General features: G+C 56.1%; 17 protein-coding genes and 1 riboswitch. Of the genes, 3 read left to right on the top strand and 14 right to left on the bottom strand.

What is annotated here, in order from left to right; genetic code table 11:
* From K0H63_RS19285 to moaA, 12 genes are all read right to left on the bottom strand, one after another.
* On the bottom strand, window positions 1-1,260 hold the full coding sequence (locus tag K0H63_RS19285) for a sensor histidine kinase (protein WP_220067954.1): 1,260 nt from the start codon (window positions 1,258-1,260) through the stop codon (window positions 1-3).
* 49 nt (window positions 1,261-1,309) lie between these two features.
* Entirely contained in the window at window positions 1,310-1,987 is a 678-nt protein-coding gene (locus K0H63_RS19280) for a response regulator transcription factor (RefSeq protein WP_011761640.1), read from the bottom strand.
* Between the two features lie 19 nt (window positions 1,988-2,006).
* Window positions 2,007-2,531, bottom strand: coding sequence for a hypothetical protein (locus K0H63_RS19275; RefSeq protein ID WP_220066082.1), 525 nt, complete (start codon window positions 2,529-2,531; stop codon window positions 2,007-2,009).
* A 40-nt stretch (window positions 2,532-2,571) separates the two neighbouring features.
* Complete coding sequence (locus tag K0H63_RS19270; RefSeq protein ID WP_220066081.1) at window positions 2,572-2,934, bottom strand: YgiW/YdeI family stress tolerance OB fold protein; 363 nt, start codon at window positions 2,932-2,934, stop codon at window positions 2,572-2,574.
* A 69-nt stretch (window positions 2,935-3,003) separates the two neighbouring features.
* Window positions 3,004-4,116, bottom strand: coding sequence for an ABC transporter ATP-binding protein (locus tag K0H63_RS19265; RefSeq protein ID WP_220066080.1), 1,113 nt, complete (start codon window positions 4,114-4,116; stop codon window positions 3,004-3,006).
* The gene (gene modB / locus K0H63_RS19260) at window positions 4,100-4,777 is read right to left on the bottom strand and encodes a molybdate ABC transporter permease subunit (protein ID WP_220066079.1); all 678 of its coding nucleotides are present in this window, start codon (window positions 4,775-4,777) and stop codon (window positions 4,100-4,102) included. The genes K0H63_RS19265 and modB overlap by 17 nt, the downstream gene beginning before the upstream one ends.
* Window positions 4,777-5,565 (bottom strand): molybdate ABC transporter substrate-binding protein, encoded by a 789-nt coding sequence (gene modA, locus K0H63_RS19255; protein WP_220066078.1) that lies wholly within the window; start codon window positions 5,563-5,565, stop codon window positions 4,777-4,779. Before modA ends, modB begins: the two co-directional genes overlap by 1 nt.
* A gap of 21 nt (window positions 5,566-5,586) precedes the next feature.
* Entirely contained in the window at window positions 5,587-6,045 is a 459-nt protein-coding gene (moaE, locus tag K0H63_RS19250; RefSeq protein ID WP_220066077.1) for a molybdopterin synthase catalytic subunit MoaE, read from the bottom strand.
* Window position 6,046: 1 nt separating this feature from the next.
* Window positions 6,047-6,298, bottom strand: coding sequence for a molybdopterin synthase sulfur carrier subunit (moaD, locus tag K0H63_RS19245; RefSeq protein ID WP_220066076.1), 252 nt, complete (start codon window positions 6,296-6,298; stop codon window positions 6,047-6,049).
* A gap of 5 nt (window positions 6,299-6,303) precedes the next feature.
* A complete protein-coding gene (gene moaC / locus K0H63_RS19240; protein ID WP_203327269.1) occupies window positions 6,304-6,780 on the bottom strand; it encodes a cyclic pyranopterin monophosphate synthase MoaC in 477 nt (158 codons plus the stop codon).
* Window positions 6,774-7,310: a molybdenum cofactor biosynthesis protein B gene (gene moaB, locus K0H63_RS19235; protein ID WP_220066075.1), complete on the bottom strand. Its 537-nt coding sequence runs from the start codon at window positions 7,308-7,310 to the stop codon at window positions 6,774-6,776. The genes moaC and moaB overlap by 7 nt, the downstream gene beginning before the upstream one ends.
* A 54-nt stretch (window positions 7,311-7,364) precedes the next feature.
* Window positions 7,365-8,345 (bottom strand): GTP 3',8-cyclase MoaA, encoded by a 981-nt coding sequence (gene moaA, locus K0H63_RS19230; protein ID WP_220066074.1) that lies wholly within the window; start codon window positions 8,343-8,345, stop codon window positions 7,365-7,367.
* A riboswitch (molybdenum cofactor riboswitch) is annotated at window positions 8,333-8,467 on the bottom strand. (Overlaps the previous gene by 13 nt.)
* Window positions 8,468-8,702: 235 nt before the next feature.
* Here moaA and K0H63_RS19225 point away from each other — a divergent pair.
* From K0H63_RS19225 to K0H63_RS19215, 3 genes are all read left to right on the top strand, one after another.
* Window positions 8,703-10,355, top strand: a complete 1,653-nt coding sequence (locus tag K0H63_RS19225; RefSeq protein WP_220066073.1) for an electron transfer flavoprotein-ubiquinone oxidoreductase — start codon at window positions 8,703-8,705, stop codon at window positions 10,353-10,355.
* Window positions 10,356-10,634: 279 nt separating this feature from the next.
* Window positions 10,635-12,545, top strand: a complete 1,911-nt coding sequence (locus K0H63_RS19220; RefSeq protein WP_220066072.1) for a methyl-accepting chemotaxis protein — start codon at window positions 10,635-10,637, stop codon at window positions 12,543-12,545.
* Window positions 12,546-12,672: 127 nt separating this feature from the next.
* Window positions 12,673-13,050, top strand: a complete 378-nt coding sequence (locus K0H63_RS19215) for a hypothetical protein (protein ID WP_011761627.1) — start codon at window positions 12,673-12,675, stop codon at window positions 13,048-13,050.
* Window positions 13,051-13,171: 121 nt separating this feature from the next.
* Here the strand turns inward: K0H63_RS19215 and K0H63_RS19210 are convergent, their stop codons facing one another.
* Complete coding sequence (locus K0H63_RS19210) at window positions 13,172-13,861, bottom strand: MOSC domain-containing protein (RefSeq protein ID WP_220066071.1); 690 nt, start codon at window positions 13,859-13,861, stop codon at window positions 13,172-13,174.
* Window positions 13,862-13,897: 36 nt separating this feature from the next.
* Window positions 13,898-14,488 carry a GNAT family N-acetyltransferase gene (locus tag K0H63_RS19205; RefSeq protein ID WP_220066070.1) on the bottom strand — a complete coding sequence of 197 codons (591 nt, stop codon included), beginning with the start codon at window positions 14,486-14,488 and terminating at the stop codon, window positions 13,898-13,900.
* Between the last annotated feature and the right edge of the window lie 136 nt (window positions 14,489-14,624).

Genomic DNA, 14,624 nt, shown 5'->3' with positions numbered 1-14,624 from the left:
TTATTGAAACTCGATGACGGCTCTCAGACCCGGTTGGTTGTCTTCGAGGCGTATATGGGCCTGATGGCGCGATAATATCGCCTTCACCATCGACAGTCCAAGCCCCGTGCCCTGATGATGGCGGCTGGGGTCGAGTCGTACCAGGCGCTCGAACACCCGCTCGCGGCTTTCTGGTGGGATCCCCGGGCCATTGTCGGCAATGACCACTTCGCGGCCATTTTGGCTGATACGAATGGCGGCCCCGTCTCCTGCGTATTTGATGGCGTTATCCACCAGATTGAACAGTGCCTGAAACAACAGGTGCTTATCGCCCTGCAGCGTACATTCACGTCCGAGTTCCAAACTGAGGGTTTGACCGCGTTCTTCGGCCAGCAATTCGGCCATCTCCACCAGATCGGCACACAGCTCCGAAAGGCTTAGCTGCTGCAGATCCAGCTGTTGCTGCCCTTCTTCGATACGGGTCAAAGACAACATGGCATCGAAGGTGGCCAGGCAAAAATCCAACTCCTCTATCAATTGCTCGGCTTTCTCGGCGCGTTCTTCCTGGGGCTTATCCCTCAGCTGTTCAAGGCCGATGCGCAGGTGCGACAGCGGCGTGCGCAGGTCGTGGGCGATATTGTCGGTCACGCCACGCACCGCCTGCAGGTTGGCCTCAAGGGTGTCCAATACCCGGTTAAACTGGCGCGCCAGCATATCGAACTCATCCTGACGCCAACTAACCGGCAGCCGGGTGTCGTAGTGGCCGCGCTCGATGCGCTGTGCCAGGCGGTTGTATTGCACCAAACGGCGCAGAATGGCTTTGGAAAACAGATACCCCAGGGCCATGGTCAGCACTATGGTCAGGGTCATGGTGGTCACTGCAGCCCGCAGGAATTTCTTAATCAGGGTCGCCAGCTGGTCGGTGCGGGTGGCAATCAGCACAGGCCCGTAGCGGGTAATCACCAAGCCACCGGTGAGAATGTGCAGCTTGTCGGGGCCACCGGTCAGAATGGGGAACTCTACCGTTTCTGGCAGCAGCGGAATATCTTCCGGCATCAGGCTAAGCGAACCGACGATATCGAAGCTGTTGCGCCAGGCCACCAACACCGACTTGGGATCGGCGGCGCGGATCTGGGCGGCAAAACTGCGCCGGTCAACGGATTGTGCCAGTTGAATATAGCGCTGCTTTTCGGTCTCCAGGTGCTGCTCTATCTGATACTGCTGCTCAGTAACCAGTTGGCGGTAGAGGGTGAACAGCAGGGCGCCGGTGATAAGGGTCACCAGCGCGGTAAAAATCAACGTGATGCCCCAGATGGAGCTTTGGTGAGGCTTAATGCCTTTGGCGAAGACGATAACCCGCTCCCCGGACTGTTTCTATCAGTTCGCCGTAGCCCAGTTCTTCAAACTTGCGCCTGAGTTTGGCGATATGGACATCAATCACATTGGTACGGGGATCGAAGTGATAATCCCACACGGCCTCGAACAGCAGGGTGCGGCTGATGACCTGATTGGGGTGTTCCATCAGGTACTTGAGCAGCTGAAATTCCTTGGGTTGCAGCATCAGCTCGTGGCCATCCAGGGTCACGTTGCGGGTGAGCAGCTCCATTTCCAGCGGGCCCGCCTGCAGGTGTGTCTGCACAGGTGCGGTTTGCCCCCGGGATACCAGAATTTCGGCGCGAACAAGCAGCTCTGAGAAGGCGAAAGGCTTGGTCATGTAATCGTCGCCGCCGCTGCGCAGACCCTTTACCCGCTCGTCCACGTTGGACAGCGCCGAGAGAATAAGCACCGGAGTTTGATTCGCGTTGGCCCGCAGCGCCGCCAGCAGTGCCAGACCATCGAGGCCGGGCAACATGCGGTCGAGAATGATCAGGTCATACTGGTTGCTGGTGGCCAGCAACAGCCCCTGATGACCATCGGCGGCCGCTTCAATATTGTGTCCCTGCTCGGAAAAACCTTTGACTATGTATTCTGAAGTGGTGTTGTCGTCTTCAACCAAAAGGATTTTCACAGTCGCTCCTTAGTGTGGCTCAGCGTTCCCATTGCAGCATAGGCAAGGGTTTGAGCTTTTGGATGTCAAAGGCGTGTTTGCGCTTGCCGTTTTCATCCACCATTTTGAATTCCAGGTAGCTGATCCCCAGATCGTGTTCCAACTGGGCACCCATTAACTTACCTTCGTGCCGCTCACTGGCCATACGCACCAGTTCGGAAAAGCGCAGCTGCTTGCGATCGAGCAATTTGACCGCTTCCAACTCGTCGTGGTCGTCGGCTTCCAGCTTGCTGTTGCGCTGCAGGATCAGTGTGCCATCGGTGGCGCGAAAGGTCAGCTCTGTGAGGGTGTTTTCATCGGCATTGATCACGTCGAACTCGTATCTGAGCTCCCCGTCCTGCACATCCAGCTCAAAATCGGCGATATAACCGGGATGGTCTGTCTCCACCCTTTCCATCATGGCAACAGGGTTGACCCTGTCACCCGTGTTGAGCAAGTTGAACAAACTGGTGTTGGCCGAGGCGCCGGCTGTCACCATCAATGCTCCAAGCAACCAATATCTCATTGATGCCTCCATAAAAAACCAGTGTCGGTATCCTAAAAGACTATCCCTGTGATGTCACCACGCGGATGCTGTCTATCTCCACTTCCGGGCCGCGCCAGCCTTTGTCGATTTTGCCCCTGAGTTCTACCTGAGTCCGGTCGCTCAGGCTCAGGGTGCGCAGCAACACAGGGTCGATTTCTACCTTGATCTCGCCGCTGGCATCACGCAGCACAAAGTGCTTGTTGTCCAGACGTTTAACCAGTTGACCATTCAGTATCGCACGGGCGCCATCGGCGGCCTTGAGGGCCTCATGGGTGTTATTTACCTGGCGGGCCGCCTGCTCGGTATTGGCCGCATGGGTGAGGGCAGTGGCCGTGGCTGTAATCAGCCCCAGCGCCAGAACCAATGGCATTATGATACGCATGGGCACTCCTCATTTCAGACTATGGCAGCAGTCTAACGGCTTGGGACTGAAATGAGGGTGGCGGCAAGATTAAGCTTTGATCATCTCGAAGATGTGTACCTGATCTGACTTGAGCGCTACCTCGGTGGCCGCGCCCTGCGTAAGCGCCAGTTTGTGGGCCAGATGCAGCGGGATCTCGACGTTGAGTCTTTCTCCCGAGTCCTGGACACTGGCTTCTATCCGCACCGATTCTCCCAGGGTCAGCAGGCTGTCGATATGGATAGGCAGAATATTGAAACTGCGACACAAACGGCCGCTGGCAATGGAGTTGAAGCGTATTCCCTGATTGGGGATCACCCAGCGCACCTTGTCGCCAATGTTTACACGGGGCAGGCTATCGGAGGCAATCAGGCGGTCGCCGAACTTCAGCCAGGTCACGCCCTTGGCGCCATCCTGGGCGACCACATGGGCATCGAAGATATTTCGCAGGCCCATTTGCCGGGCAACGGCTTCGTTGCGGGGACGGGAAAAGACGTCCTGGGGTGTGCCGTGCTGCAGCATATGTCCCTGACTAATCAGCAGCATACTGTCCGCAAGCAGCAGGGCTTCATTCAGGTCATGGGTCACCATGATAACCGGAATGTTCAGCTCGGCTTTGAGCCGGGCCAGTTCCAGATAGAGGCGTTCCCGGGTTTCACGGTCTACGGCCGAGAAGGGCTCGTCCAGCAGTAATACCCTGGGCTCCCGCGCCAGCGCTCTTGCCAGCGCAACGCGTTGCTTTTGGCCGCCGGAAAGCTGGGAAGGCAGGCGGTCGGTCAAACCATGAAGATTGACCTTTTCCAACGCTGCCAGGGCTCTTGGCCTGCGCTCGTGGCTGGGCAGATGGTCAAGGGCAGCCATGATATTGCCAAGGGCACTGAGTTTGGGAAACAGGCCAAAATGCTGAGGGACAAACCCTATATGCCTATGCTGGGGCGAGCAGTTGATGCCCTCTTCACTGTCAAACCAGGTGCGTTTACCGCAGCGAATGCTGCCACTCTCGGGTTTGGCGAGCCCGGCAATCATCCTCAGCAGTGTTGTTTTACCGCCACCCGAAGGGCCCACCACCGCCAGAAATTCACCGGCACGGCAGCGAAAATTGGCCTCGATGCGGATTCCTTTGGTTTGTCGAATCTGTACCTGAAGCTCAGCGTTGCCGCTCATGCTGGCCTCCCATTCGACGTGAAAGACTGGTGGTCAATGCCAGTGCACTGATGGCAAAAAGCAGCAGAATAAGCGACATGATCCCGGCAGCGTCGAAGTCAAATGCCTGCACGCTGTCGTAGATTGCTATGGAGATGGTTTTGGTTTCACCGCTGATATTGCCGCCCATCATCAGTACGACGCCAAATTCTCCCAGCACATGGGAAAAGGTGAGCACCAGAGCGGTGACCAGTCCGGGCCAGATCATCGGCAGTTCTATGCGGGTGAGGATTTTGCTTTTGCTCATGCCGCAGCATGCCGCGGCGTCCCGCACATCCACGGGAATGGCTTCGAAGGCCCGCTGTATGGGCTGTAACGCAAAGGGAATATTGACCAAGATTGACGCCAGTACCAGGCCTGAAAAATGGAACACCAGCTCAATGCCAAAGCTGTCCCTGAGCCATTGGCCGAGCCAACTCTCACTGCCGAAGCTGACCAGCAGATAGTAACCCACCACAGTGGGGGGCAAGACCAGTGGCACCATGATGAGGGCCTCAATCAGGCTCTTCCCGCGAAATTGATGATAGGCGAGGGCGCGCCCGGCAAACACGCACAGCGGCAGCAGGATAAGCACTGTCACCAGCGCCAGCTTGCCCGATAGCCACAGCGACTGCCAATCCATCAGGGCGCTCCGTGGGCCTTGGTCGGCAGTGAGAAACCATAGTCGGCGAAGACTTTACGTGCCTCATCTCCCTGTAAATATTGGTAAAAGCTATTGGCAGCAGCAGAAGCCCTCGGCATTAACACCATGCGCTGTGCCAGCGGCTGATGCTGGTCTTCCGGGATGGGGAGGTAATTCGCCTTGGTACGAAACTGGGGTGCAACCGCCAGCGACAGAGCCACTATGCCGCCCTGGGCCGAGCCGGAAATCGCAAATTGCGCCGCCTGAGAGACGTTTTCACCCAACACCAATTTGTCTTTGATGGCGTCCCACAGGTCTGCCTGTTGCAGCAGGGCTCTGGCGCGTTCGCCGTAGGGGGCTAAATCCGGATTGGCCAGAGCAAAGCGCTTGAGCTCGCCGGTTTTAAGCAGTTGCCGCAAACCTTCAAACTCATTATCCAGCTTCAGCGGCGAGGACTTGGCTGCCACCAAAGCCAACCGGCCATAGGCGTAGATAACACCGTTGTTTTGCACCACGCCGGCGTCCTGCAGCCGGTTTACATACTGCTCGTCGGCGGAAAGAAACAACTCAAAGGGCGCGCCATGGCGGATTTGTGAGGCAAAGTTACCCGATGAGCCATAACTGACCCTGAGCTTATGGCCAGAGCTCTGCTCAAAGTTGCGGGCGATGTCTTCCATGGCAAACTTAATGTTGGCTGCCGCCGCCACAGTGACTGTCTCGGCACGGGCAAATCCGAGGGTGCCACCCCCCAGCAGTATCAGCAGCACAAGCAGACGCACTAACATCATCCTTGGTCCTTCGCGGGTTGTTTATTGCTCCCAGGCCTTGGCGGCCTGATCGTCTGCATCGCGGGCCTCGACCCAGCCTTGGCCCTTGTCACTGGTTTCCAGTTTCCAGAAGGGGGCCTTGGTCTTTAGGAAGTCGATAAGGAACTCACAGGCAGCGAAGGCCGCCTTGCGATGGGCACTGCTGACACCGATAAACACAATTTGCTCACCCAAGTGCATAGTACCGACCCTGTGGATGATGGTGAGGTGATTCAGCGGCCAGCGTTCACGGGCCTGGTCGGCGATTTGTTCCAGCACCTTTTCGGTCATGCCGGGGTAGTGCTCCAGGGTCAGGTCGCTCACCTGATTACCTTCGTTGAAGTCACGCACTTTGCCGACGAAGGTCACCACGGCGCCATCCTGATTGTCGGCGGCAATGCGTTGGTATTCCCCGGGCACGCTGAAATCGGCGGTTTGCACCAGAATGCGGTTTTGGCTCATATCAACCTCCGGTGACCGGCGGGAAAAAGGCCACTTCGTCGCCATCCTTGATGGGCGTGTGCCAGTGGCACAGGGTTTGGTTCACCGCTACCAGCAGCTTGTCAGAGGCCAATACCTTGGCCCATTTGTCGCTGCGATTTGCCAGGGTTTGGCGCAGTGCATCGGCGGTTGCCGTGCCTTCACCGGCATCGAGTGTCAGAGAGGATTCACCCAAGAGCTCACGTACCTGAGCAAAAAAAAGCACATTTATCATATGAGTTACACCTTGAAGTGGCCGGATTTTCCGCCACGTTTTTCCAAAAGACGTACCTGAGAGATCACCATGTCCTTCTGGACAGCTTTGCACATGTCGTAAATGGTCAGCGCGGCCACGGAGGCGGCAGTCAGGGCTTCCATTTCCACTCCGGTTTTTCCTGACAGCTTGCACAAACTGGTTATTCTGACCCGGCTCTGTTCCGGCTCCGGCTCCAGTTCCACTTCCACTTTGGTCAGCGCAAGCGGGTGACAGAGGGGAATCAGATCGGAGGTTTTCTTGGCTGCCATGATACCGGCGATGCGGGCGGTGGCGAATACGTCACCCTTGTGATGTTTGCCTTCGAGGATCATCGCCAGTGTGGCGGGGGCCATCTCTATGTAGGCTTCGGCGCGGGCCTCGCGCTCGGTCACGGTTTTATCCGTGACGTCCACCATATGGGCTGTGCCCTTGTCACTCAAATGGGTAAAAGCACTCATGATGATGGCAACTCCTTGGCGGGTTTAAGATGGGCAACAAAATTACAGGGGCGATGGCGGGCATCCAGTTGTTCACTGAGTATGCCACGCCAGGCGGTGCGACAGGCACCGGTGGAGCCGGGCAGGCAAAAAATGGCGGTACCGTTGGCGACGCCGCCAAGGGCACGGGATTGCACAGTGGACGTGCCAAGCTCCTGGAAACTCAGGTAGCGGAACAGCTCACCGAAACCCTCAATGGCCTTGTCAAACAGAGGCATCACGGCATCCGGCGTATTGTCACGGCCCGAGAAGCCGGTACCGCCGGTGCTGATAATTACCTGCACCTCAGGGTCGGCAATCCAGGCGGAGATGTGGGCGCGAATGAGGTATTTGTCATCCTTGATAATGCGCCGGGCAACGAGCCTGTGACCCGCCCCGGTAACGGCATCGGCAAGGAAGGCGCCCGAGGTATCGTTGGACTCATCCCGGGTATCTGACAGCGTCAGCACAGCAATATTCAGGGGTTTGAATTCGGTTTCGCGGCAGTGTCCCATGGTGTCTCCTTCGGCACTGGGTGAACTGAAACAGATCAGGGGCAGCGGCTGAAATCAGCCGCCAATGGACGCCAGATGCTGGGTCACGCCGGTAATGCCCTGATGCAGGAAGTGGGTCTCTTTTTTGAGCCTGAGCTGATCTTCGAGCCGCGCCAGCAACGCCGGTTGTTGCTCTGGGCTTTGCAACAGATCCCGAAGATCCAGTCCCTGCTCGGTGAAGAGACACAGATGCAGCTTGCCCTTGGCGGACACCCGCAGCCGGTTACAGCTGGCGCAGAAGTTATTCTCATAGGGCATGATAAGCCCGATGCGGCCCCGATAGTCGCTGTGGCTGAAGTTTTGTGCTGGACCATCTTCGGCGCCGCGTTCGTCCAGCTGCCAGCCATCGGCAAGCAGCTGTTGCTTGATTTGGCTGCCGGGCAGATGGTGTGCCTGGAAATAGTCGCGACCAAGGCCGGTTTCCATCAGCTCGATAAAACGCAAATCGATGGGGGTGTTTTTGATCCAGTGCAGGAAGCGTGGCAAGTCTTTATCGTTGAGGCCCTTAAGCAGCACGGCGTTGATCTTTACCCGCTCGAAGCCAGCATTCAGGGCGGCATCTATGCCCCTCATCACGGTATCGAATTTGTTTTCACCGGTAATTTGGTAAAACATTCTGGGGTCGAGACTGTCCACCGACACATTGATACGGCGTAATCCCGCATCAAACCACTCTTTGGCATGTTGCTCCAGGCGGTAACCGTTGGTGGTGGTGGCCAGGGTATTGATGGCCTGGTTGTCTGCGATGACCCGGATGATATCGGTAAAGTCTTTGCGCAGGGTCGGCTCTCCGCCGGTGATACGCACCTTGCGGGTACCGGCCTTGGCAAAGGCGGCAATCAGATTTTCGATTTCACTGAGGGTCAGAAAACTCGGCCTACCATCTGGGTGGTAGCCGTCGGGCAGACAATAGCTGCATTTGAAGTTGCAAACGTCGGTAACCGACATCCGCAAATAGTGAAACTTACGACCAAAGCTGTCTTGAAGTTGAGACATGATCACCTTTCCAAGTATCGGGAGGTGAAGCCATTTCTGCACCCCACCCCGGTGGCACCGCGCCACGGCTCAAACACCATATCCATTGACTTAGGTGCAGGAGCTCGGAGAACCGTCATTGAGGGATTATAGGCCTAAAGCATGACCGAACCATACCTCTAAACGTGTATTTATTGGTCTGGATCATGCTGCCGTGAACAAATTGTGACGCCGCTCACTCGGAATATTATGGTGGTTTGCACTGCCCCAACCAGCTATCTACTGTGCCTGCGAGTGGATTTCGGGTAAGGTGGTTGAGTTACAGAATATAAAACACCCGTTTACATCGGGGGCACAAGTACAGGAATGAGGTGAAAGATGGAACGCGAATTCATGGAGTTCGATGTTGTTATCGTGGGTGCAGGTCCTGCCGGATTGGCGACAGCCTGCCGCTTAATGCAGATTAGCCGTGATGCAGAAAAGGAACTGACCGTTTGCGTGGTCGAAAAAGGATCTGAAGTCGGCGCGCACATTTTATCGGGCGCCGTGTTTGAGCCCAACGTGCTGGATGAGCTGTTCCCCGATTGGCGTGAAACGGGCGCTCCGCTCAATACCGCCGTGACCCATGATGAAATCCATCTGCTCAAGTCCCCCCATGACGGCAAACTGATGCCCAATGCCATAGTGCCCAAAACCATGCACAACGAAGGCAACTACATCATCAGTGTGGGTAACCTGGTGCGCTGGCTCGGCGGTCGCGCCGAAGAGCTTGGCGTGGAAATCTTCCCGGGCTTTGCCGCCAGTGAGCTCCTGTTCAATGACGATGGCAGTGTTAAAGGCATACTTATCGGTGATATGGGCATCGGCGCCAATGGCGAGGCCAAAGACAGCTTTATGCCCGGCATGGAGCTGCACGCCAAATACACAGTTTTTGCGGAGGGCTGTCGTGGCCACCTCGGTAAGCAGTTGATTGAAAAGTTCCACCTGGACAACGGCAAGACCCCGCAGCATTACGGTTTGGGTTTCAAAGAACTGTGGAAAGTACCCGAAGGCAAGCACACGCCCGGGCTGGTGGTGCACACAGGTGGCTGGCCCTTGACCGAGTCCAAGTCATCCGGTGGTGGCTTCCTCTATCATATGGAAGATAACCAAGTGGTGGTTGGCCTCATTATCGACCTGAATTACCAGAATCCGCATCTGAGCCCCTTCGATGAGTTCCAGCGTTACAAGACCCATCCAGTGATTGCCCAGTATCTGGAAGGCGGCGAGCGCATCTCTTACGGTGCCCGTGCCATTACCAAGGGCGGCCTGAACTCTCTGCCCAAGATGAGTTTCCCCGGTGGTTTGCTGATTGGCTGTGATGCCGGCACCCTGAACTTTGCCAAGATTAAAGGCACACATACCGCCATGAAGAGTGGCATAGTGGCGGCTGAAACCCTGGCCGAAGCCCTGTTTGTTGGGGTTGAAGGGGGTAAGGATCTGGATTGCTTCCAAGAGCGCTTTGAGCAGAGCTGGCTCGGTGACGAGCTGCACCGCTCCCGTAACTTTGGTCCGGCCATGCACAAGTTCGGTACCTTCCTGGGCGGCGCTTTCAACTTTATCGACCAGAATATTTTCGGCGGCAAGCTACCCATCACCCTGCGTGACAACAAAGCAGACTACGCCCAAATGGGTCTGGCGAGCGATTTCCCCAAAATCGATTATCCCAAGGCAGACGGTAAACTGAGCTTCGACAAGCTTTCTTCTGTTTATTTGTCCAACACCTTCCATGAGGAAGACCAGCCCTGCCATCTGCGCCTCAAGGATGCCGCCGTACCGCTGGCAGTTAACCTGCCAAAGTTTGATGAGCCGGCGCAGCGATACTGTCCAGCCGGTGTGTATGAAGTGGTCGAAGAAGCGGGTGAAAAGAAGTTTGTCATCAATGGTCAGAATTGTATCCACTGCAAGACCTGTGACATCAAGGACCCCAGCCAGAATATTACCTGGGTAACCCCAGAAGGCGCCGGTGGCCCCAACTATCCCAACATGTAAGGGTGGTTGTAAGCAACTCATTGGCCGGAGAAGAAATTCTCCGGCTTTTTTATATCAGGTAATTGCGAATTGCCCAATCTTTCGCCATAATTCGCCGCCTAAAAATCATAAGCTCATTTTTTCTTCAGTGCCCACTGTTAGCCCCCTTGTCACCGCAATGGGCGGCGTTATTACTTTTTATGCATTATTTCTGAGCCAAGCGGAAAAAACGCTTATTAGGGTCAATACTGCATAGTGAGTATTTATCCCTATTTCCTCAGCTTCAGGAAGAATAAGGCAATGAACTTAAACATGCTTACCATCAAACAAAAGATTTTGCTTACTGTCTCGCTGGCGGTGATCCTTTCCACCGTCGCGGTGGGGCTATTGGGGCAGCACAGCGCCAGAGACGTGGTAGAGCAGCGGATGCTGGGCTCAGAAATGCCGGCCAAAATGCTGAGTATCCGCAACGAGCTTGAAAAAGACATGGTAAGCCTGCTAAACGCTGCAAAGCAGCTGGCTGATAGCCGCATGTTAGGCAAATGGCTTGAGCAGGGGCGTCCTGCAGAAGACGAGTCCAGAGTGGTTGCCCAGTTGCAGGATGTGGCCAGTCAGTACCAGCTGGCACAGGCTTCCTATGCCGACCGCGAAACCGGTGCTTACTACACCCAGGGTGGCTTCTTGCGGGTACTGACCCCGGAACAGGACGGCTGGTTTTTCGATTATCGCAGCAGCGGTGTGCAGCAAAGCCTGAATGTGTTTACCGAAGCCAACGGTGAAGTGAAGCTGTTTATCAACTATCAGCAGCTCAATGGTCGCGGCCTTGCGGGACTGGCCAAGTCGCTGGATGCCATGGTGCAGCGGCTCAAGTCTTTTAAGCTGGAAGAATCCGGCTTTGTCTATCTGGTCGATGCGAAGGGTGAAGTGCAACTGCACTCAGATCCCGGCAAAATTCGTAAGGCCACGCTCAACTCCTTGTATGGTAAAAGCGGCAGCTTGTTGTCCAGGGCCGATTTCAACTACATGGAGGTGGAAGTGGACGGTCAGCCCATGATGGTGGCCAGTAGCTATTTACCCTCCATCGATTGGTACTTGGTCGCTCAGGTGCCAGAGGCTGAAGTGTTCGCCCTGCTGGATGACGCCGCGCTGAAAATTCTATTTTCTACTTTGTTGATTGCACTCGCTTTTGTGGTGTTGTCTGGTTTTGTCGCTTCCAGTGTCAGTAAGCCTATCGCCGCCGTTGCACGTATGTTCCGTGATATAGGTGAGGGTGAAGGGGACTTACGCCAGCGTTTGCCGGTGCAGGGTGAAGATGAATTGGCGCAACTTGCCAGCGGCTTTAACAGCTTTATCAGCAAAATCCAGGACTCTGTGATTGAAGTGGCCCAAACCAGCGAGCAGCTTGGCAAGTCGGCCATTGATGTGTCACGCCAGGCACAGCAAACATTGGAAGACAGCCAGGATCAGAAAGACCGCACCATGCAGGTGGTGACCGCCATCAACGAGATGGGCGCCACAGTGAACGAGATTGCCGCCAACGCAGCCCAGGCTGCCGAAGCCGCCAAGGACGCCGACCGGGCCTCTGGCTCGGGTCAGAAGGTGGTGACCCAGGCGCGGGATACCATCAATCAGCTTTCCAAAGATGTGTCTCAGGTGGGTGAGGTGATTGAGTCCCTGGCCACCCATACCAAGTCCATCGGCAGTATTCTGGACGTGATCCGCGCGATTTCAGAGCAAACCAACCTGCTGGCGCTCAATGCCGCCATCGAGGCTGCCCGCGCCGGGGAAGCCGGCCGTGGATTTGCCGTTGTGGCCGACGAGGTGCGTAATCTGGCATCCCGCACTGCGGCCTCCACCGATGAGGTGCAGGTAATGATAGATAAGCTGCAATCCGAATCGGCCAGGGCGGTCAATGCCATGTCCCAGAGCCGCAGCCGCTCCCAGGAAGGGGTGTCGGCGGTTGATGAAGCCAGCAATACCCTGAGTGGCATTTCCGATCAGATTGGACTTATCAGCGACATGAATATTCAGGTGGCTGCCGCAACCGAAGAGCAATCGACCGTAGTGGAAGATATCAACCGCAATGTGACTGAGATTAACGACATCACCCAGCGCACCGCAGCAACGGCTCAGGCAGCTGCCCGAGCCAGTAAAGATCTCAATGCCCTTGCCACTCGCCTCGATCAGCTGGTGGCTCGCTTTAAGGTGTAAATCATCGCTGGGCCGGGCTCGCAGCGCCGGACACAAGCGCTTGCGACCCGGGCCAGAGTGGCGTAACCTGCCCGGGTCTACTGCAATTATCGGTGCCCTGTCGCGGCACTAAATCAGAGGAAATACCATGTCAGTAATCGCCGTCCCGGAGCTGGAAAGGCCACAAGTTAAATCCCACCACAAGGCTCGTCACCTGAAGAAGCTGGCGCTGGGTCCCTGGGCTGAAACCTGTATCGAATTTCGCTTTCAGGCTGATGAAGACAAGTTCGAAGCGCTGGATGAAGCCCTGGCCAATCAGGAAATCGAAAACGGTTGGGATCTGCTGATTGCCTATTACAACGACCGCTACCATGTGTCTGTGAGTTTCTTCTCTGGTCAGGGCAGTGTGGCCGAGGTGGCTAACACCGTAGCCGAGAGCATCCGTGGTGTGTTTGGCGATCTGCCGCTGACCATTTATGCCGGTGATGCCAACTATGGCGACTGGGACACCACTTACGTGGATTAATGTCTCATCTGGATGTAAATAAGCCCGGCATTGCCGGGCTTTTTGTTTTGAAAGACAGTGTTAAAGCCTGCCGAGAATACGGGCATAGGCCTGTAGCTTGTTCGTTGAATCTGGGCCAGTGTTATTGCCCCGGACCCATCAAGCGCGGGCGCCAGTCTTCAATTTTGCCGCTGGCAAGGCGCTTTTCCAGGCTGTTGCGCCAGCTTTGGGCTAGGCCCGGGCATGCCAGCAATCGCCGATAACCCGTTTCGTGAAACTCAGCCGAAAAATAACACTGCATGGCATCTGCCACACTGATGTCAGACAGGCGTTCTTTCAGCTGCAGAGTATCGGTTTCAGTGATTTCACCGGGCGTCAGCACACGGTAGAACCAGCCACTTTTACCCAGCGTTTGCATCACCAGCGCAAAGCCGGGGTAGGCGAAGCGTAAATCCAGCTTAAAACAGGGAGAGCGTGGCTGAGTCACCTGCAGTACTGTGCTGCCAAAGCTGAGAATGTCACCAATGTGCAGTGTTTCTTCCGTCAGGCCAACGGTACTGATGTTTTCACCCATTGCCGGGGCATCCACAAAACCCCGGAACATATCCCGTCGGCGATACTCGCCGTAATGTTCCCGGGGAAAATGATGCACCGCCCTGTCAGGTCCGCCATGGTGGCGGGTATCCACCTGGGCATCGCCCACAATGCCCTGTGCTGTGACTTGCAGTACTGCTGCGCGCTGTTTGTGTGCGATACCGCTGGATACCTGGCCGAGTTGACTGCTGTCTGTACCGTGATAGAGGGCTGATTTGGTGATGAATGTAGCGGACAATGAGGCGCTCCCCTGTGCTGTTACCCTAATCCCTGACTAGGGCGTCAGAGTAACAGCGGCGCGCCACAACGCCAAGTCATCCACCAGGGCTCCCCGGGTCAGATTGGCGGCAAAGCCCAGCCAGGGTGGGGTATCCAATCCGGCTTTTGGGGTGAAGCCGAGTTTGCCCAGCAGGGCGATGCTGGCGCCGTTACCTGCCATGGCGCGGGCTATCAGCTCAGTCAGGCCGTACTTATCGATGGCCAGCACCATGGCGGCTCTGGCCGCTTCGGCGGCCAGGCCCTGGCCCCAAAAGGGGCGCATTAATCTGAAACCCAGGTCGACACTGGCGTCCCCATGTCGCTTCAAACCACAGAAACCGATGAACTCACCCGAGTGAAGCTGAATGGCCCAACGGCCAAATCCATGGTCGTGGTAATGTTGGTACCCCAGGATAAAGTCCCGGGCCGCTGTTGGGCTCTCAAAGGGTAAGTCCCCGGTGTATTTGAGTACTTCTGCATCCCGGTTCAGGGTGTAAAAATCCGTCGCATCGTCCACTGTGAAGCGGCGTAGTCCCAATCTTGGGGTCAGGGCAAGGCAGAGTTCGGAGGGCATGGGTTCCTCAGTGTCGGCGGCAGGCTTGAGCATGCTGTTTTGGAAATCCTAAAACACCACTGGGGCAGAGGCCAAACTTTGCGCAAAAAAAAAGCCCCGTTCGGGGGACGGGGCGACATAACGAGCAAACAACTGACAAATGGGAAGTTCAGGAGCGCAAACCCAAAAT

Origin of the sequence: Shewanella zhangzhouensis, from assembly GCF_019457615.1 — a bacterium.
Lineage (GTDB): Bacteria > Pseudomonadota > Gammaproteobacteria > Enterobacterales > Shewanellaceae > Shewanella > Shewanella zhangzhouensis.
The sequence above is the reverse complement of the archived record's forward strand: the minus strand, read 5'-3'. Positions and strand labels throughout refer to the sequence as shown.